Genomic DNA, 16,316 nt, shown 5'->3' with positions numbered 1-16,316 from the left:
CTGGAAAAAATATGAAGATTCGACCTCACCGTGGTGCCTTGGCGGACTCCATGTCCAGTTGCCGAAACATCGAGCCGACGATCGGTGCGGTCGTAGAATTTCTGCGCAGCGACGGCGGTGGGGCCTTCGTGGTCACGCCAGACGTAGTCAGTGTCAAGAAGTACGGCAGTGGTTTGGATGAGCGAACCGGTTGGGACACTTATGCAGTGTCCGTGCGCGGTATGGGAATCATGGCGTGGATCGACGGCCCGCTGGAAGGCATGGAGATGGCCAAGTGATCATCAGCGAAAACCCCACCTTCGGCACGCAGACTAAGATTGTGGCGCCGCGCATCGAGATCCGGTGGAACCCGGTCACCAATGATGGCCCGGTCGAATTCCACCTCGAGCAGATGACCACCAAGCCACACCCCGATGGCTGGACGCAGACGCTGGAGCGCTTCTTCCTGCGCGTGCTCACAGTGCAGATCAGCGACCTTATCGGCCGCAGCTACGACATCACCGCGCCGACTACGATCAAGGCTGACCCAGCGACCGGCGCGGCCGTAGAGGCGCCGGGCGAGAAAGTCACCGAGCCTGGCGTGCACCTGTTGCTGGGCATCAAGGCGGCAACCCGCGCCGCCTATGATGCGAACGTGGTGACACCCGATCCAGATGCGGACCCGCTCGCGCAGCAAATCACGATCATCTGGAACCCGATCACCGACACCGGCACCGTGACGTTCCAGGTCGAGGATCGCGGCGCCGCCCTCGGCGTGCTGGCGGCGCCCATCGCTGACCTGATCACGCCGACCTACGCCATCCGCTATCCCGGCGCGGAGGCGACCCAGGCGCTGGAGGGCTGGAAGCTGCAGTCCCTGATTAAGGCGGCAACGAATGCAGCGATCGCCGCCAGTCTAAGTACTGTCGGGCAGGTAGCGGCCTGAAAGGTGCGGCATTGCGTCTCAACCTGGGAGATCGCAAAGGTTGAACATGCCGACACACCCATTCAGGACACGGAAATGCCCACAGTCGTCCCCGTCTATTTCGGATCTCCCACCGCCACGCAGCTTGCCGATGACCTGCGCGAGCATGGCGTGGTCGCCGTGGACACCATGCGGACTGCGGCGCGCCAGCTCGCCGCCGAGGTTGAGCGGGAGCTGGGGTTTCCATCGGTTTTAGAGGACGAAGGCGAATTCCTGCTGCACCTCTCGTGCGTGGTGGAGCCGGCGATGGAAATTGGCTCCATTGACTACTACGTCTACCCGCGCGCCTTTGAGCGGGACGCCATGGAGGCCCGTAGGATGGTCGAGGCCGCGGTGCGGCAATGGCACTCTGCAGGCCAGCCCAGCCGCTTCGCGGCCAGGCTCAATGTCTGAAAGGGCAAGTTGCGGCACCGCCGGCGACCAAGTGCGTCTGCAGGCCGGCGCATCGTGCGATTGGAATCTGGCACCTATCCCCACGTGATCGTGGTTGACCCGATCGACTCCATCGCATCCATCTCGGCGTCGGTCGGTCCCCAGTCGACCGTGCTCAGCGATACCGCTGCGGCGCCCGTGCGCGGCACCGACTGCCATGCAACGCACTCGCCCGCGCCGGTTTTCCTGGGCGACTTCCTCGCACCCGGCAGGCCTGTCCGTGCAGCGATCCAACGCTCAGCGAAGCGCATATCCTGTCGCAGGCCACCCCGGTGGGGCGCCTTGATGGTGCAGCCACGCCAGCACAGCCACACCTGCCCTGGAGTTACGTGCGCCACGGATCCGTAGTTGAAATGCATCAGCGCCTCATCGGCCGACACATGGACCCAGCGGCATGCGGGAGGGAGGGGGCGGCGCGACATGCAGCCATCCTGACAGGCTGCCGTCTCAGGCGCGGCGATGAGGGCAGCAGATGCCCTGGGCGGCTCACCCGGACTTGCGCTTGCGCAGTTGCGTCACCTTTGCCGGCTCTCCCGTCAGCAGCCTGTGCAGCGCCTCCAGCGCGGCCAGCTTCTCGCCGGCGTAATCGTGCCGGTCGTAGTGCCGGTTTTGGACCCCGCCCAGGCCGTGTGATTGCAGCTGGCCGCGAATTTCCTGGCTCTGGCCAGCGGCCGCCAGCCGCGTCTCGATCGTTCGCCGCAGATCACCCGGGGTGAACCGGCCGCCCTCAAGCTCCCCGGCGTCATCCATCGCGATCACCACCGCATCGAACGGCGTGCGCAGCATGTCGTAGGTCGCCGGCGCCGCGCCCTCGCTGAGCGTGAACAGGTAAGGCCCGAGCGGTTCATTCCCCCTCATCACCTGCAGCGCCTTCTCTGCGTCAGGTAGAAGCGGGACATAGTGCGCTCGGGGCTTCTTTCGTCGCCCTTTGCCGTCGAGGATCCGCACCGTCCCGGTGTCCAGGTCCAAGCCGTCTACCTCCATCCGCGACAGCTGGGCGATGCGCTGTCCTCCCGTCAGCAGATGGAACTGGAGCAGTGCGCCGGCAGGGCCTGGGAGTCGGGCGATACGCTTCCAGTAGGCGCGCAGCTCGGCCACCGATAGCGCCCGGTCTTTGGCAGCGCTGCTGCCCTCGATCGTGGCCAGGTCGCGGGCCGGGTTCGCGGACACAGCCAGGGCGCGCATCGAGGCCGGCGCGCGCGCATCCTGCCGGGCACGAATCGCTGCAGCATAGGCGGCGCGCAGGTGCGACCGGATCTTGCCGGCCGCCCTCAGCTTTCCGGACGCGGCGATGCGCGCCAGCACCGGCAGCAGGTCGTCCAGAGTCACGTCGCCGGCCGGCATCGCCCAAAGCACCGGCCAGGGGGCTTTCACGTGCAAGGCGATCGAGTTCTCTGCCTCCCTCGCGCTGATCTTGCCGGCGTCCTTCAACGACTGCACGTATGCATCCAGCAGCGCCCCCAGCGTGGCTGCCGATTTGGCCGCCCGCGCCGCCGCCGCCGCCCCACGCTGGCGCTCTGTCTCGCGTTGTTCAGCATCCAGGACCGCCCGAAGATCCCGATCACCAGCCTGGTAGCGTTTCGACAGCTCCGAGGCTCGTGCGCGCGCCTCAGCCAGGGTGAGCTCCGTGCCCAGCGGCAGGCGTTCCTGCACGCGGCCGGGCGCCGTGTACCGGTAGTAGAACGCGATGGCGCCAGACGCTAGCCGGCGTGCCTGCAGCTGGCCTGCGCCATGTGGCCGCGTATCGTTCGCCCATTCGCCTGGTTTAAGTGCTGCCAGGCCGCGCGCTGTGAGCTGTTGCCTTCCCTGTGCCATTGGTGCCTACCTGGTGCCTACTTCCCGCGAGACCGGGGGAGCCGACTATGCACGTCCAAGCACCGGAAGTTCAAGCGCGGCGAGGGTGTCGAGTTCATCGGCGCACTTCAATGCACATTGTTGGAGTGCTGGACAAGGGCTCATAATCCTTTGGTTCCAGGTTCGAATCCTGGTGGGCCCACCAATAGAAAGCAGGCACTTGGACGCGCGGCCAAGTGCCTTTTTTGTGGCTCGGAAACTACCGGGACACGTCGTGTTCTTCTTCGCTGATCGCGTAGTCGGCGTCTTCTGGATAAGCGTTTGCGTGTGCGGTAGTCATCGTGTCGCTCCGTTGCGGTGCGCTTGCTTGCGCAGCCAAGTAAGGACGTCAACTGCCGGGTCTTCATGCATGCAGACATGCAGCCGGCCCAGCACCACGCTCTGCGCATCGCCGCCCGGCAAGACGTCATCAAGGCCGGTGGCTTCGCAGGCGATCAGGAGCGGCGGCAGACCAGGCTGCGCGTGGGAATGCAGCATGGCCAGCACATAGCCCTGCATCATTTCGAAGCTGAGGGTGACGCCGGTGCAGACGCGGAACTGTTTGCTAGTGCTCATCGCCGCACCTGCGCATCTAAGGCATCGACGGTAGTGGTCGCTGCAGCAGCGTCGGCAATCGTGATGGCCCGGGTTGTCTTGCCTGTACTTCCGAGGCGTGCCATCAGGCTCAGCCACGCGGTATGGGTGCATTCGAGGGTGTTGGCGATTAGACCCACACGCTGGGGCATCTGGCGCGCCGCAGACGCGGGCGCTACTTGGGTGTTGTAAGACATGCTGGACTCCTTTTGTGGTTTGGAATCCGCCACGCCGAGACCAATCGGGGTGGCGGACAGTGCGCGGTTGGTCTGCCGGCCAAAAGGAACCGGTGGGCCTTGCGGCCCCCGCGCACCGCCCGCCATAAAGCTGGCCGGCATGCGCCCGCGACGATGCGGGCGATAAAAAAGCGCCATGCATCGATCGATGGGCGCTGGTGCGCCTTTTGATTCGGGAGACCAATCCCGGTCGCCGAATGTGCGGCGACGTTGGAATACTCGCTCCGCTGCTAGGAGCGTGTCAACGGAAAAATCCGCAACGCTATAGCAATAGTCTCGAGGCAGCACACTTCATAGCGGTGGCGGTGCCGAAACGATTGGTCAGCGCCGCGATCCTTAAGGCGGTGTTGGCCGACATAGGCGTATGCCGGCGCGAATTGCGCCATCACTCCATGCAGCAAATTTTCAGCTCCAGTAGTTCCAGCCTGACCGAATTACGCCACGAGCAGCGGCGTAATCTCGTACCACCGCAAGACCACGCAATGCTCAAGAACCTCCGTTGTGGCGAATGCGCCCGCCTGCTGTGCAAGGCCGGCGCCTTCGATGAAATCCAGATCAAGTGCCCGCGTTGCGTCATAATGCTGCGCAGGCCTTTGGTGCGCGCTTGCCACAGATGTCGGTAGATGCGTTCGAGCAGGTGATCAAATACGCGCTGCCACTGTTTATCGGGTTGTAGCGGCTCAGCAATAGGGTCGATGTCGCGGCACAAGTGATCGCGCTTTCGGAATTGAAGGGGCTGCGCTGCGGACACCGGTAGCTGGCACCGTCCAAAGGCTGGCTGTGCATACTGTCGGTGGCAGTGTCACACCAGCCCAGGCACTTCTGGTCGTCGTACCCAGCGAAGACGCTCTGGAGATCGAGGCCACTGTGCTCAACAAGGACATCGGCTTCGTGCGGCCGGGTAAGGATGTGATCGTGAAAGTCAATAGCTTTCCATATAACCGCTACGGCTACCTGACCGGCAAGGTAGTTAGCGTCTCCCATGACGCCGCGCAGGACGAAAAGCTGGGCCTGGTATTCCCTGCCCGGGTGAAGCTGGAATGGGCCATGCTGAAGATCGATGGTATAAGTGCGCGGTTGAATGCCGGGATGAGCCTTAGTGCAGAGATCAAGACGGGCAAGCGCCGGGTCATCGACTACCTGCTTAGTCCTTTTCAACAGCACACCACTGAAGCCCTGCGCGAGCGCTGACACATGCTGACCCTTTCGCTGATCTATGTGGGCACCGTGCTCGTGTCCGGAATGCTCGGCTGCGGATGCCGGCTGCGGGTGGCCGCACATCGCCTGGCAACCGAGTCGATCGACAGCCCAGCGAAGGGCACGCGCTGGACGAATCGATACCTATTCTTCAGCTTCTGGCACCTGTTTGTCTCGCTCTTCTCGCTCGCTTTCATGCTGCCTGTGATGGATCTCCTCATCAACCACGGCGTACCCGGCAGGGCCCTGCCAGGCCTGTATCTGTTGTTGTGCCTGCCGTTGGCCAGCGTCTGCTACTGCGTTGACCTGCGGCTTACACGACGCTGCGATCCCCGGAAGCGGGCAGGGCGGCTGGCGCTTCGCAAGCGCCTGAGAGGGTCTTGATCCTTTCTGGACGTCCAAGTGCTTCACGGGTTTCCACCTGAACTCCAACCGCAAGGAACGCGCCGCCATGACCACGTCCAACAAGACCATCTACTTCATTCAGGGCGACCTGGACGCGCCGCCTCCACGATGAGCGATCCGTCCGCAGCACGAGCATCTGTCCAGATCACTCCCGCAGCGATCAGCCCATAGATGCCACCCTCATGTCGAGCAGTGGCTCCGTGTGCCCACAAGCGTGCCTCAAGGGTGTCGGTTAGAAGATCTGACATGCGGCATTGCATCTAAATGACTGACGGACATTGCCTTAGCATAGCGCTGGCGCCAGAGCTGCACATCCCGGGGTCTTGACTGTGCTCCAAAGGCGTGGCGCTGTACGACAACATGAAAGTCCTGACAGTAACTGTGTTGGTAACTGTCACTACTTAGATGGTCTAATCCTCGCAAATATGGGGATTCGGGCCGAAGTGCGGTTGAGGGTGGGCCAATAGAAAGCAGGCACTTGGACGCGCGGCCAAGTGCCTTTTTTGTGGCTCGGAAACTACCGGGACACGTCGTGTTCTTCTTCGCTGATCGCGTAGTCGGCGTCTTCTGGATAAGCGTTTGCGTGTGTGGTAATCATCGTGTCGCTCCGTTGCGGTGCGCTTGCTTGCGCAGCCAAGTAAGGACGTCAACTGCCGGGTCTTCATGCATGCAGACATGCAGCCGGCCCAGCACGATGCTCTGCGTATCGCCGCCCGGCAACACGTCATCAAGGCCCGTGGCTTCGCAGGCGATCAGGAGCGGCGGCAGACCAGGCTGCGCGTGGGAATGCAGCATGGCGAGCACATAGCCCTGCATCATTTCGAAGCTGAGGGTGACGCCGGTGCAGACGCGGAACTGTTTGCTAGTGCTCATCGCCGCACCTGCGCATCTAAGGCATCGACGGCAGCGATCGCTGCAGCAGCGTCGGCAAACGTGACGGTGTAGATGGCTTTGCGTGTACTTGCGAGGTGTGCCATCAGGCTTAGCCACGTGGCATGGCTGCAAGCGAGAGTGTTGACGATCAGGTCGACTTGGCGGGCAATCTGGCGCGCCGCCGACAATGGTGCTCCTTGGGTGTTGTAGGACATACGGGTCTCCTCAGGTTTTGGAAATCCGTCACCCCGACGCCAATCCGGGTGGCGGACGGTACGCGGTTGGCGTGCCGGCCTGAGGACCGGTGGGCCTTGCGGCCCCCGCGCACCGCCCGCCATAAAGCTGGCCGGCATGCGCCCGCGACGATGCGGGCGATAAAAAAGCGCCATGCATCGATCGATGGGCGCTGGTGCGCCTCAGGTTACGGGACGCCAATCCCGGTCGCCGAATATGCGGCGACGCCCGAATACTCGCTCCAGCTCACGGCGCGTGTCAACGGGAAAATCCGCAACGCTGTAGCAATAGTCTCGAGGCAACACACTTCATAGCGGTGGCGGTGCCGAAACGATTGGTCAGCGCCGCGATCCTTAAGGCAGTGTTGGCCGACATAGGCGTATGCCGGCGCGAATTGCGCCATCACTCCATGCAGCAACTTTTCAGCTCCAGTAGTTCCAGCCTGACCGAATTACGCCACGAGCAGCGGCGTAATCTTGTCCCACCGCAAGACCACGCAATGCTCAAGAACCTCCGTTGTGGCGAATGCGCCCGCCTGCTGTGCAAGGCCGGGGTGGATGCACCTGTGGCTGTCCGAGTGCGCGCGCGTGCTCAAGGAAGGCGCGCCGGTGCTGCTGGTCACCGACGCGCTTTAGATCGCCGGCTTTGCCTGGCGCGACATCACTGTGTGGACAAGACCGAAGGCGTGCGGCCGCAGTTGCGGCGCTGCTGGAACCAAGCCGAACACATCGTGTGGGGCAGCAAGGGCAACATGCCACTGGATCGCCGCGCGCCTGTGCTGCCGGGGGTCATCCGTGAATCGGTGCGCAAGGCTGACAAGCATCACCTGACCGGCAAACCCACCGACTTGATGCGGCAGCCGGTCAAGATCTGCGAGACAGGTGGACGAATCCTGGATTCCTTCGCCGGCAGCGGCACGACACTGGTAGCGGCCGAGCTTGAGGGATACGGCCGGACCGGTGTGGAGATGACTAGCCACCATGTGGGCTATGCGTCCGAGCGGTTAGGCTCCTTGTAAAACTTACGGGAGCTGAGAATTCTCGGCTCCGATTTCGTTACGCCCTCATCAACCTGTTGCGCATCAGTCCAAGCAACCGCCCAGACCATCATCGCGATAGCGGCAGCCAGATCCAAAGTGCGACGAGGGTGGCCAAAAGAACGGGCGGCGTCAGTATCAGTCCCACCTTAATGTATTGGCCCCACGTGATTCGTTGGCCCTTTCCGGCTAGGACATGCAGCCATAGAAGCGTCGCGAGCGAGCCGATCGGGGTGAGCTTAGGACCCAAATCATTGCCCACGACGTTGGCATAGATCATCAATTCGCGGGTAGCATCGGGAAGGTTGGCCCCATCGATGGCGAGCGCGCCCACCAGCGTTGCCGGCATGTTGTTCATGATCGAGGCGAGTCCCGCCACTGCGAAGCCGGTGCCGATCGTGGCCACAAAGCTTCCTTGCGCCGCCAGCCACTCAAGGACCGCACTTGCCGCTTTAGTTAGCCAAGCATTGCCGAGTCCGTAGACCACCAGATACATGCCAACCGAAAACAGCACGATCTGCCAGGGCGCTTCGCGCAGGATCTTCGTCAGCTGCATCGTGGCGCCTCTGCCGCCCGTCGCCCAGCGGCCAGCAATTGCCATCAGCATCAGCGCGGCCGCGCCCGTCACCAGAGCGATGGGTACACCGAGCGGTCCGGTCACGAAATACGCCACAAGTAGCAACGCGAGAAGTGGCAAGGCAGCACGGAAGACCGCCGTGTCACGTATCGCCTCACGCGGCGCTTCGAGATCGCTGACCGGATATGTGCGAGGAATGTCGCGCCGGAACCAGAGCCACAGCACGATCAGTGTCGCTACGACCGACACTAGATTCACCGGCACCATGACCGTTGCATAGCGTCCGAATGACACGTCAAAGAAGTTCGCCGTGACGATGTTGACCAGATTCGAGACAACGAGCGGAAGGCTTGCCGTGTCAGCGATGAAACCACATGCCACCGTGAACGCGAGCGCGCCGGCAGGTGGGAAATTCAGGCGCAGCAAAATGGCGAGAACAATGGGCGTCAGCAAAAGTGCCGCGCCATCGTTAGCGAAAACCGCAGCGATCGTGGCGCCTAGCAGAACGATCAGTGGAAACAGTTTCCGACCATTGCCGCCGCCCCATCGAGCCACGTGCAGTGCTGCCCAGGCAAAGAAGCCGGCCGCGTCCAAGATGAGCGAGATGATGATGAGGGCGACGAAGGTAAAGGTCGCATCCCAGACGATCCCCCACACGGTGCCGACGTCGTTCCACCCGACGACGCCGGTAGCCAAAGCGACTGCGGCACCGGCGAGGGCCGACCAGCCGATGCCAATCCCGCGCGGTTGCCAGATGACGAAAACAAGGGTGACGATGAAAATCGCGAGGGCAAGCATGCAGCGCTCCGCAGTGGTCAGATGGAGCGCTGATTTACGCGCTTGGACAATTCTTCAGCGTTTTCAACTCGCTCAGAATAGCGATCGGTCAGATACGCCGAGCGGCCACGCACAAGCCAGGTGAATTTCACCAGTTCCTCGCAAACGTCGACGACGCGTTGATAGTAGGCAGACGGCTTCATCCGCCCGGACTCATCGAACTCCTGAAACGCCTTGGCAACGGATGACTGGTTCGGGATCGTGAGCATGCGCATCCACCGGCCGAGCACGCGCAGCTGGTTCACAGCGTTGAAGCTTTGCGAACCGCCGCAAACCTGCATGACGGCCAGCGTCTTGCCCTGCGTCGGGCGCTTGGCGCCCTCGGTGAGAGGAATCCAGTCGATCTGCGCTTTCATGATCCCTGTCATCGCGCCATGGCGTTCCGGACTGACCCAAACCATACCCTCCGACCAGTAGGCGAGCTCGCGTAATTCACTCACCTTCGGGTGGTCTGGAGCCGCCCCGTCGGGCAGCGGCAGGTCGTGCGGATCGAAGATGCGTACGTCGCAGCCGTACCAGCGCAACAAGCGGCCAGTTTCCTCTGCCAGCAGCCGCGAATAGGAGCGCTCGCGCAACGAGCCGTACAGGATGAGGATGCGGGGCGGATGTCCGGGGTCGCCGGGCGTGGCCAGTGCGTTGACGTCGATTGGGGTGAGGTGTGTCGGATCGATGCCGGGTAGATCCATGGCAACGCCACCCATCACTTCGACGCTCCGCCTGTTGTCACCGCTTCGCCGTCTTCTTTCGTAAAGGACGCGACCGGGTGGGCCAGCAACGTGAGCACTTTCTCGGATGGCCGGCAGAGCGCCACGCCCCGATCGGAAACGACGATGGGACGATTGATAAGGATTGGGTGCGCGATCATCGCGTCCACCAGCTGTTCGTCAGTGAGGGCAGGATTGTCCAAGCCCAACTCCGCGTACGGGGTTCCCTTCTGGCGTAACAGATCGTGCGGCGCGATGCCCATGGCGGCAATTAGCTCGACCAGCTTCTCGCGCGTCGGCGGGGTGTGCAGATATTCGATGATCTCAGGGTCCTCGCCAGACTGGCGCATCATCTCCAAGACGTTCCGGGACGTGCCGCAGGTAGGGTTGTGATAGATCGTCAGCATCGCAATGATCTCCTTGAGCTGGGCCGTGTCAGGCCGACGGGCATTAAGGCTGAGGAAGGCTCAAACGCAGGTTTCCGATGCGCAACGAGTCAGGGCCACACCACAGATCTCTGGGTTGCCCGAGCAGCAGTCCTCGGTGAGAAACGAGAGCAGCTGGCGCATGTCCTCGTAGCTCGCCGCATAAAGGACACGTCGCCCATCGCGCCAGGAGCGCAGCAGGCGAGCACGCTCCAGCGTTGCGAGGTGAAAGCTCATTCGTGTTGGGGGGATCGTAAGCCGCTCGGCAATCTCCCCTGACGGCATGCCGTCAGGGCCTGCGCGAACTAGCATTCGGAATGCGGCCAGTCGATCGGTGTGTGCGAGGGCAGAGAGGGCTGCGACAGCGGAATCGTCTTTCATTGCGCTACTCTACAAATATAGTTGCAAAGTGCAATAGTTGGCTCAGTTTGCGCCTGCACGGCGGAGGCCGGTGCCGCGCACCAACCGCCGTAGGACCAGTGCATCAGGGATTGGCCGGGGCCACCGGCTGTGGCTGGGGCTCCAGCACAGCACGTGCGGATACGCTTGAGCACATGCGCATCGACTTCCAGCCTTGCTCGGCGGCAAGGTTGAAGCGCTGCCTACCTAGCGCGCCTGGGCGTCCCAAAACCCCATGAGCTGCGTGATCGCGGCATCCATCGCCTTGAAGCTCATGCCATCCCGGGCCAGCGTGGATAGCCCGAGCAGGAAACTGTCGAACACGCAGGTCAGTGCGGCGGCGTCCACGGCGGGCCCGAGTTCGCCGCCGGCGATGGCGCGGTCCACGCAGGCGCGGATGCCGGCGCGCGTGCGTGCGCGCGAGCGCGTCAGCGGTGTGCACAGTGCCGAGAGCTCCGGCGACGGCGCGCTCATCACTCCCAGCGTGACCATGCAGCCTTTCGGGTGGCCACGCTCGCACTGCATCTTGGCGGAGCGGCGCAGCGCAAGCTCCACCGCCTGCCTGGGGCCGAGCGCGGCGTCCCACAAGCAGTGGGTCACCTTGGCGTAGGTCGCCAGGTAGCGGTCCATGCATTCCTTGAAGAGCGCTTCCTTCGAGCCGAAGGCAGCATAGAAGCTGGGCGCGGTGATGCCGCCACCAATCGCGGCCTTGAGCTGGCTCAACGAGGTGGACTCGTAGCCCTGTTCCCAGAACAGGTGAAGCGCCTCTTCCACCGCGGCGTCACGGTCGAAGCTGCGTGGCCTTCCCATTTGCGCCATGGCGCCCTCCGATCTCTACATCAAGACTAATCGATACAGATATCGTTGACAACGCAGCCAACCTGTAGATATATATATCGAGCGATACATATGTGGGCACTCAGTGGTGCCGGCCGGCAGGTCTCAGGACGAAGACCTGCTTTTTTCGGTCTTTATGTGTATCGATCGATATATATGTAGCGGCCTGACCGGCATCCCCCTCCCCAACAAAGGACAGCGTGTGACCTCTTCAACTGCATCCACCGCCGGTGCGATCCCGCCGCCATTGCCCGTCGCCGCGCTGCTGGCGCTGGCCATGACCGGCTTCATCTGCATCGTAACCGAAACCCTTCCGGCAGGACTGCTGCCGCAGATGTCCGCAGGCCTCGGTATCAGCCCGGCACTGGCCGGGCAGACGGTAACCGCCTACGCGCTGGGGTCGGTGATTGCCGCAATTCCGCTGACCATTGCGACCCAGCAGTGGAGGCGGCGTAACGTCCTGTTGCTCACCATCGTCGGCTTCCTGCTGTTCAACTCGGTCACCGCACTGTCGACCAGTTACGCGCTGACCCTGGTGGCGCGCTTGTTTGCCGGCGCAGCGGCAGGCCTGGCGTGGAGCCTGCTTGCCGGTTACGCGCGGCGCATGGTGCAGCCGGACCAGCAGGGCAGGGCCATGGCGATTGCGATGGTGGGCACGCCGGTTGCGCTTTCCCTCGGCGTGCCGCTGGGCACCTGGATGGGCGGCATACTGGGCTGGCGCAGCGCGTTCGCCGCGATGTCCGGATTGACGCTCATCCTGATCGTGTGGGTGCTGCTGAAGGTGCCCGACTACCCCGGCCAGTCCGCAGCGCAGCGGGTACCGCTGCGCAAGGTGCTCGGCACGCCGGGCGTGCGCCCGGTGCTCGCCACCGTGATGGCGTGGATGCTGGCCCACAACATCCTGTACACCTATGTGGCGCCGTTCGCCGCACACGCGGGGCTGGCACATCGCGTGGACGTGTTGCTGTTGATCTTCGGCGCTGCGGCACTGGTCGGCATCGGCGTGGCGGCAAAGTTGGTGGAGCAGCACCTGCGTGGCACGGTGTTGGTGTCGTTGGCGACGTTCCTTGCGATCTCAGTGGTGCTGGCGTTGCTGCAAGACGTGCAGCCTGTGGTCTACGTCTGTGTGGCGGTGTGGGGCCTGACCTTTGGCGGCGCGGCGACCCTGCTGCAGACCGCGCTTGCCGACAGCGCAGGCGAAGGCGCCGATGTTGCGCTGTCGCTCAACGTGGTTGCCTGGAACAGCGTCATCGCTGGCGGTGGCGTGGTGGGCGGCGTACTGCTGGACCAATGGGGCGCGCAGACCTTTCCGGTTGCCATGGCCTTGCTGCTGGCAATCGGGCTGCTGATTGCATGGCGTGCCCGACAGCACGGCTTTGCGGCGGGCGCGCGCTCGCCGGTTGCCGGTCACTAGCGCTGCCCTGCCTGATGTCTTCCCGGCTGCGTTCGCCTGGTACCCAGCGAGCGCAGCCGCAGGCAGCTGCCGGCATTGCAGGTGTTTATACGTTTCATATACGATTCGTATATTCACGACATTGGAGCTTGCATGGGCATCGTCAATATCGATGACGAACTGCACGATCAACTGCGCCGCGCGTGCACGGTGACCAGCCGGTCGATCAACGCGCAGGCCACTTTCTGGATCAAGGTCGGCATGCTGTGCGAGATGCATCCGGAATCCTCGTTCCAGGACATCGTGGCGCAGGAACTGCGCGCGGCAGGCGTGCGGCCGCAATCCCTGAAACCGGCGCGGACATGATCAAGCAGCCGGCGGAGATTGCGTTGATGGCCAACGCCGGTGCGCTGCTGGCGCAGGTGTTCCATGCGCTGGATCAGCTGCCGCTGGCAGGCCGCAGCACGCTGGAACTCAACGACTTCGTCGAGCGGATGATTGTCGACGCGCTGGGCGCGCGGCCGGCCAGCAAGGGCCAGTACGACTTCCCCTTCGTGCTCAACGCCTCCATCGATGATGTGGTGTGCCATGGCGTGCCCGCGGCCGCGGACGTGCTGCGCAACGGGCAGATCGTCAATCTGGATATCACGCTGGAAAAGGACGGCTATATCGCCGACTCCAGCACGACGTATCTGGTGGGCGAGGTGGCGTATCCGGCGCGGCGGCTGGTGCAGGCCACCTATCAGGCGATGTGGAAGGGGATTGCCGCGGTGCGTCCGGGCGCGCGGCTGGGCGACATCGGTCATGCGATCGCGCGGCATGCGCGCGAGCAGGGCTATAGCGTGGTGAAGGAATATTGCGGGCATGGCATCGGCCGGCAGATGCATGAAGAGCCGCAGATCCTGCACTACGGGCATGCCGGCACGGGGATGCAGCTGCAGGAAGGCATGGTGTTCACCATCGAGCCGATGATCAATCAGGGCAGGGCGGCGATCCGCGCCGAGCCGGATCAATGGCCGGTGCATACGCGCGACGGCAAGTTGTCGGCGCAGTTCGAGCACACCGTGGCGGTCACGCGTACCGGTGTGCGTGTGCTGACCTTGCGCCCCGGGGAAACGCCGCTGTGTGCACTGGGGTGAGCGCGCCGTCCCCCGGCGCGTGGCCTGCGCCCGCTGCCGCCGCTGTGTTCGTTGCGTGCACTGCCGCGGCCAGACTGCGGCAGGTCAGCCAGGTTGCTGCACACTAGGCCGCATCGCTGACGTCTCCCGTGCGCCGGCACCCTGATCCGGCGGAGCGCTGGTCTTCCATGCAGCCACTTCCTCACAACCCCACGCACGCCGTGCACCCGGCGGCAGCATCCTGGCGACGGCCGCTGGAGTGGTTGCGCCGGCAGTTGCGCGCCAACGATCTGTGGTTCATCGGGCTGGCAGCCGTGGTGGGGCTGATTGCGGCGGCACTGATGGTGGTGCAGGCCGGCATGGCGCATGCGCTGCAGGCCTGGCTGTACGCGCTTGCACCGGGCGAGCGGCTCAGTACCGCCGAATCGATCACCGCCACCCAGTTGCTGGTGTTGCCGTTGGGCGGCCTGCTGGTGGGCCTGGTGGCCTTGCTGGCGCGGCGGCGCAAGCGGCCGCTGGTGGATGCGGTGGAAGCCAACGCCCTGCACGGCGGGCGCATGTCGATGCGCGACAACCTGATCGTTGCGGTGCAGACGCTGCTGTCCAACGGCTTTGGCGCATCGGTGGGGCTGGAGGCGACCTACACGCAGATGGGCGCAGGCGCGGGTTCGCAGCTGGGCCGTGTCCTGCGGGTACGCCGGGCCGACATGCGCACGCTGGTCGGTGCCGGCGCGGCAGGCGCGATCGCCGGTGCGTTCGGGGCGCCGCTGGCCGGTGCGTTCTACGCGTTCGAGATCGTGATCGGCGCCTATACGCCGTCGGCGCTTGCGCCGGTGGCCGCAGCGGCGCTGGCCGGCGCGTTCATGGCCAACGCGCTCGGTGCCGCGCCGTATTCGTTGCCGGCGGCGGTCGCCTATCAATTGCAGCCGCGTGACTATGCGATCTACATCGCGCTGGGGCTGACCTGCGCGTTGATCGGCATCGCGGTGATGCGGCTGGTGGCCGGTATCGAACGCGCCGTGGGGCGGATCGAGCTGCCGCTCTGGGGGCGCCCGGTGGTGGGCGGGTTGGTGCTGATACCGTTGGCGATGTATTCGCCGCAAGTGCTGTCGTCGGGACATGGCGCCCTGCATCTGGACCTGACCAGCAGCAGCACGCTGCAGGTATTGGCCGGTTTGCTGGTGCTCAAATGCATCGCGTCGGGCATCTCGCTGGGTTTCGGCTTCCGTGGCGGCCTGTTCTTCGCCTCGCTGTTCATGGGCTCGCTGGTGGGCAGCCTGTTTGCGGTGTTCCTGAACCTGCTGGTCGGCGCCGCGGCGGTGGACATCACCAGCGCTTCGTTGGTGGGCATGGCCGCGTTGGCGGCAGCCATTGTCGGTGCGCCGATGACGATGGCCATGCTGATCCTGGAGGGCACGCACGACTTTGTGCTGGCGAGCGCGGTGATGGTGGCGGTGCTGGTGGCCAATACCGTGGTGCGCCAGGTGTTCGGCTATTCGTTCTCCACCTGGCGCCTGCATCTGCGTGGCGAGAACATCCGCAGCGCACGCGACGTGGGGTGGGTGCGCAATCTGTCGGCCGGCAAGATGATGCGCAAGGATGCCAACCATACCGCGCACGACACCACGGTGAGCGAGTTTCGCCGGCGGTTTCCATTGGGGTCCACGCAGCGCGTGGTGCTGGAAGACGCCGCCGGCCATTACGCCGGTGTGGTGCCGCTGGCGGTGCTGTATGCGGACAACGTGCAGGCCGATGCGCCGGTGAGCGACTACGCCAAGCACCGCGATGCGGCATTGCTGGCAGACACCGACATCGTGGCGGTCATGAAGGTCTTCGACGCTACGCAGGCCGACGAGCTGGCGGTGATCGATGCACAACGCAAGGTGCTGGGCGTGTTGTCGGAAGGCTTCGTGCGCAAGCGCTATGCCGAAGAACTGGAAAAGCGCGAACGCGAACTGATGGGCGAGCGTGTGCTCGGCGACGACTGAGCCACGCGCTGCCGGCAGCGGCTGAAGCAACGGGGCGCATGCTGGCCCGGTAGATCTACCGCGTGCAGAAGGTGTCTCACGCAACGCCCTGCGCCCGCGACGCATGCAGCTTGCCCTCGCCCTCGCCAGCGGCAGCATGCGATGCCAGCACGCAGCTTCCAGCGGCCTGTGCGTTGATGTTGCTCATGCATTGGCAGCGTTGCTCGGCTCGACGCGCGTGCGCAGCAGCGCGCC

General features: G+C 63.9%; 20 protein-coding genes and 3 pseudogenes. 12 read left to right on the top strand and 11 right to left on the bottom strand.

Features of this window, described 5'->3' with window-relative positions:
* Positions 1-11 precede the first annotated feature (11 nt).
* From AC1PLS_RS18320 to AC1PLS_RS18310, 3 genes are all read left to right on the top strand, one after another.
* On the top strand, positions 12-278 hold the full coding sequence (locus AC1PLS_RS18320) for a hypothetical protein (RefSeq protein ID WP_481103927.1): 267 nt from the start codon (positions 12-14) through the stop codon (positions 276-278).
* Complete coding sequence (locus AC1PLS_RS18315) at positions 275-925, top strand: hypothetical protein (RefSeq protein ID WP_481103926.1); 651 nt, start codon at positions 275-277, stop codon at positions 923-925. The genes AC1PLS_RS18320 and AC1PLS_RS18315 overlap by 4 nt, the downstream gene beginning before the upstream one ends.
* Before the next feature lie 75 nt (positions 926-1,000).
* Positions 1,001-1,357 carry a hypothetical protein gene (locus AC1PLS_RS18310; protein WP_481103925.1) on the top strand — a complete coding sequence of 119 codons (357 nt, stop codon included), beginning with the start codon at positions 1,001-1,003 and terminating at the stop codon, positions 1,355-1,357.
* Between the two features lie 74 nt (positions 1,358-1,431).
* On the opposite strand, the gene AC1PLS_RS18305 is transcribed toward AC1PLS_RS18310, so the two are convergent.
* The 4 genes from AC1PLS_RS18305 to AC1PLS_RS18290 all read right to left on the bottom strand — a co-directional run bounded on the left by AC1PLS_RS18305 (position 1,432) and on the right by AC1PLS_RS18290 (position 4,020).
* The gene (locus AC1PLS_RS18305; protein ID WP_481103924.1) at positions 1,432-1,818 is read right to left on the bottom strand and encodes a hypothetical protein; all 387 of its coding nucleotides are present in this window, start codon (positions 1,816-1,818) and stop codon (positions 1,432-1,434) included.
* 64 nt (positions 1,819-1,882) lie between these two features.
* Entirely contained in the window at positions 1,883-3,211 is a 1,329-nt protein-coding gene (locus tag AC1PLS_RS18300; RefSeq protein ID WP_481103923.1) for a site-specific integrase, read from the bottom strand.
* Positions 3,212-3,526: 315 nt separating this feature from the next.
* Entirely contained in the window at positions 3,527-3,751 is a 225-nt protein-coding gene (locus AC1PLS_RS18295; protein WP_104644521.1) for a hypothetical protein, read from the bottom strand.
* 50 nt (positions 3,752-3,801) lie between these two features.
* The gene (locus AC1PLS_RS18290; RefSeq protein WP_154832725.1) at positions 3,802-4,020 is read right to left on the bottom strand and encodes a hypothetical protein; all 219 of its coding nucleotides are present in this window, start codon (positions 4,018-4,020) and stop codon (positions 3,802-3,804) included.
* A 236-nt stretch (positions 4,021-4,256) separates the two neighbouring features.
* Here AC1PLS_RS18290 and AC1PLS_RS18285 point away from each other — a divergent pair, with 236 nt between their 5' ends.
* The 3 genes and pseudogenes from AC1PLS_RS18285 (at position 4,257) to AC1PLS_RS18275 (ending at position 5,640) form a co-directional block, all read left to right on the top strand.
* On the top strand, positions 4,257-4,682 hold the full coding sequence (locus tag AC1PLS_RS18285) for a Com family DNA-binding transcriptional regulator (protein ID WP_481104519.1): 426 nt from the start codon (positions 4,257-4,259) through the stop codon (positions 4,680-4,682).
* 115 nt (positions 4,683-4,797) lie between these two features.
* A pseudogene (locus AC1PLS_RS18280) lies at positions 4,798-5,250 on the top strand (beta-barrel domain-containing protein); the annotation flags it as partial.
* Between the two features lie 3 nt (positions 5,251-5,253).
* Positions 5,254-5,640: a hypothetical protein gene (locus AC1PLS_RS18275; protein ID WP_104552817.1), complete on the top strand. Its 387-nt coding sequence runs from the start codon at positions 5,254-5,256 to the stop codon at positions 5,638-5,640.
* Between the two features lie 615 nt (positions 5,641-6,255).
* On the opposite strand, the gene AC1PLS_RS18270 is transcribed toward AC1PLS_RS18275, so the two are convergent.
* Together AC1PLS_RS18270 and AC1PLS_RS18265 are read right to left on the bottom strand one after the other, a co-directional pair.
* Entirely contained in the window at positions 6,256-6,534 is a 279-nt protein-coding gene (locus AC1PLS_RS18270; protein WP_166770156.1) for a hypothetical protein, read from the bottom strand.
* A complete protein-coding gene (locus AC1PLS_RS18265) occupies positions 6,531-6,749 on the bottom strand; it encodes a hypothetical protein (protein WP_046344596.1) in 219 nt (72 codons plus the stop codon). The genes AC1PLS_RS18270 and AC1PLS_RS18265 overlap by 4 nt, the downstream gene beginning before the upstream one ends.
* Before the next feature lie 428 nt (positions 6,750-7,177).
* On the opposite strand from AC1PLS_RS18265, the pseudogene AC1PLS_RS18260 reads away from it, so the two are divergent.
* Together AC1PLS_RS18260 and AC1PLS_RS18255 are read left to right on the top strand one after the other, a co-directional pair.
* A pseudogene (locus tag AC1PLS_RS18260) lies at positions 7,178-7,297 on the top strand (hypothetical protein); the annotation flags it as partial.
* A gap of 25 nt (positions 7,298-7,322) precedes the next feature.
* A pseudogene (locus tag AC1PLS_RS18255) lies at positions 7,323-7,786 on the top strand (DNA methyltransferase); the annotation flags it as partial.
* Between the two features lie 88 nt (positions 7,787-7,874).
* Here AC1PLS_RS18255 and AC1PLS_RS18250 read toward each other — a convergent pair.
* The 5 genes from AC1PLS_RS18250 to AC1PLS_RS18230 form a co-directional block, all read right to left on the bottom strand.
* Positions 7,875-9,179: an arsenic transporter gene (locus AC1PLS_RS18250; protein WP_481103922.1), complete on the bottom strand. Its 1,305-nt coding sequence runs from the start codon at positions 9,177-9,179 to the stop codon at positions 7,875-7,877.
* A 17-nt stretch (positions 9,180-9,196) separates the two neighbouring features.
* Positions 9,197-9,904 (bottom strand): arsenical resistance protein ArsH, encoded by a 708-nt coding sequence (gene arsH, locus AC1PLS_RS18245; RefSeq protein ID WP_180969588.1) that lies wholly within the window; start codon positions 9,902-9,904, stop codon positions 9,197-9,199.
* A 14-nt stretch (positions 9,905-9,918) separates the two neighbouring features.
* Positions 9,919-10,329, bottom strand: a complete 411-nt coding sequence (arsC, locus tag AC1PLS_RS18240) for an arsenate reductase (glutaredoxin) (protein ID WP_184433298.1) — start codon at positions 10,327-10,329, stop codon at positions 9,919-9,921.
* Positions 10,330-10,389: 60 nt separating this feature from the next.
* Positions 10,390-10,728, bottom strand: coding sequence for an ArsR/SmtB family transcription factor (locus AC1PLS_RS18235; protein ID WP_102580468.1), 339 nt, complete (start codon positions 10,726-10,728; stop codon positions 10,390-10,392).
* A gap of 225 nt (positions 10,729-10,953) precedes the next feature.
* Entirely contained in the window at positions 10,954-11,565 is a 612-nt protein-coding gene (locus AC1PLS_RS18230) for a TetR/AcrR family transcriptional regulator (RefSeq protein ID WP_024938507.1), read from the bottom strand.
* Positions 11,566-11,668: 103 nt separating this feature from the next.
* Here AC1PLS_RS18230 and AC1PLS_RS18225 point away from each other — a divergent pair, with 103 nt between their 5' ends.
* The 4 genes from AC1PLS_RS18225 to AC1PLS_RS18210 all read left to right on the top strand — a co-directional run bounded on the left by AC1PLS_RS18225 (position 11,669) and on the right by AC1PLS_RS18210 (position 16,082).
* Positions 11,669-12,997 carry an MFS transporter gene (locus AC1PLS_RS18225; RefSeq protein WP_481103921.1) on the top strand — a complete coding sequence of 443 codons (1,329 nt, stop codon included), beginning with the start codon at positions 11,669-11,671 and terminating at the stop codon, positions 12,995-12,997.
* A gap of 132 nt (positions 12,998-13,129) precedes the next feature.
* Positions 13,130-13,342 (top strand): ParD-like family protein, encoded by a 213-nt coding sequence (locus AC1PLS_RS18220; protein WP_024938505.1) that lies wholly within the window; start codon positions 13,130-13,132, stop codon positions 13,340-13,342.
* Positions 13,339-14,115 (top strand): type I methionyl aminopeptidase, encoded by a 777-nt coding sequence (gene map, locus AC1PLS_RS18215; protein WP_047130601.1) that lies wholly within the window; start codon positions 13,339-13,341, stop codon positions 14,113-14,115. Before AC1PLS_RS18220 ends, map begins: the two co-directional genes overlap by 4 nt.
* A gap of 167 nt (positions 14,116-14,282) precedes the next feature.
* Complete coding sequence (locus tag AC1PLS_RS18210; RefSeq protein ID WP_184433305.1) at positions 14,283-16,082, top strand: chloride channel protein; 1,800 nt, start codon at positions 14,283-14,285, stop codon at positions 16,080-16,082.
* The last annotated feature ends 234 nt before the right edge of the window (positions 16,083-16,316 follow it).

This window comes from Xanthomonas sp. NCPPB 3218, assembly GCF_056725185.1.
Note: the sequence above shows the minus strand (reverse complement) of the source record. Positions and strands in the feature narration are given on the sequence as shown.

Coding starts and splice junctions, on each gene's coding strand:
- AC1PLS_RS18320 (WP_481103927.1), top strand. CDS start 12: ATGAAGATTCGACCTCACCGTGGTGCCTTGGCGGACTCCATGTCCAGT.
- AC1PLS_RS18310 (WP_481103925.1), top strand. CDS start 1,001: ATGCCCACAGTCGTCCCCGTCTATTTCGGATCTCCCACCGCCACGCAG.
- AC1PLS_RS18305 (WP_481103924.1), bottom strand. CDS start 1,818: ATGTCGCGCCGCCCCCTCCCTCCCGCATGCCGCTGGGTCCATGTGTCG.
- AC1PLS_RS18300 (WP_481103923.1), bottom strand. CDS start 3,211: ATGGCACAGGGAAGGCAACAGCTCACAGCGCGCGGCCTGGCAGCACTT.
- AC1PLS_RS18295 (WP_104644521.1), bottom strand. CDS start 3,751: ATGATGCAGGGCTATGTGCTGGCCATGCTGCATTCCCACGCGCAGCCT.
- AC1PLS_RS18290 (WP_154832725.1), bottom strand. CDS start 4,020: ATGTCTTACAACACCCAAGTAGCGCCCGCGTCTGCGGCGCGCCAGATG.
- AC1PLS_RS18285 (WP_481104519.1), top strand. CDS start 4,257: ATGTGCGGCGACGTTGGAATACTCGCTCCGCTGCTAGGAGCGTGTCAA.
- AC1PLS_RS18275 (WP_104552817.1), top strand. CDS start 5,254: ATGCTGACCCTTTCGCTGATCTATGTGGGCACCGTGCTCGTGTCCGGA.
- AC1PLS_RS18270 (WP_166770156.1), bottom strand. CDS start 6,534: ATGAGCACTAGCAAACAGTTCCGCGTCTGCACCGGCGTCACCCTCAGC.
- AC1PLS_RS18265 (WP_046344596.1), bottom strand. CDS start 6,749: ATGTCCTACAACACCCAAGGAGCACCATTGTCGGCGGCGCGCCAGATT.
- AC1PLS_RS18250 (WP_481103922.1), bottom strand. CDS start 9,179: ATGCTTGCCCTCGCGATTTTCATCGTCACCCTTGTTTTCGTCATCTGG.
- arsH (WP_180969588.1), bottom strand. CDS start 9,904: ATGGATCTACCCGGCATCGATCCGACACACCTCACCCCAATCGACGTC.
- arsC (WP_184433298.1), bottom strand. CDS start 10,329: ATGCTGACGATCTATCACAACCCTACCTGCGGCACGTCCCGGAACGTC.
- AC1PLS_RS18235 (WP_102580468.1), bottom strand. CDS start 10,728: ATGAAAGACGATTCCGCTGTCGCAGCCCTCTCTGCCCTCGCACACACC.
- AC1PLS_RS18230 (WP_024938507.1), bottom strand. CDS start 11,565: ATGGCGCAAATGGGAAGGCCACGCAGCTTCGACCGTGACGCCGCGGTG.
- AC1PLS_RS18220 (WP_024938505.1), top strand. CDS start 13,130: ATGGGCATCGTCAATATCGATGACGAACTGCACGATCAACTGCGCCGC.
- map (WP_047130601.1), top strand. CDS start 13,339: ATGATCAAGCAGCCGGCGGAGATTGCGTTGATGGCCAACGCCGGTGCG.
- AC1PLS_RS18210 (WP_184433305.1), top strand. CDS start 14,283: ATGCAGCCACTTCCTCACAACCCCACGCACGCCGTGCACCCGGCGGCA.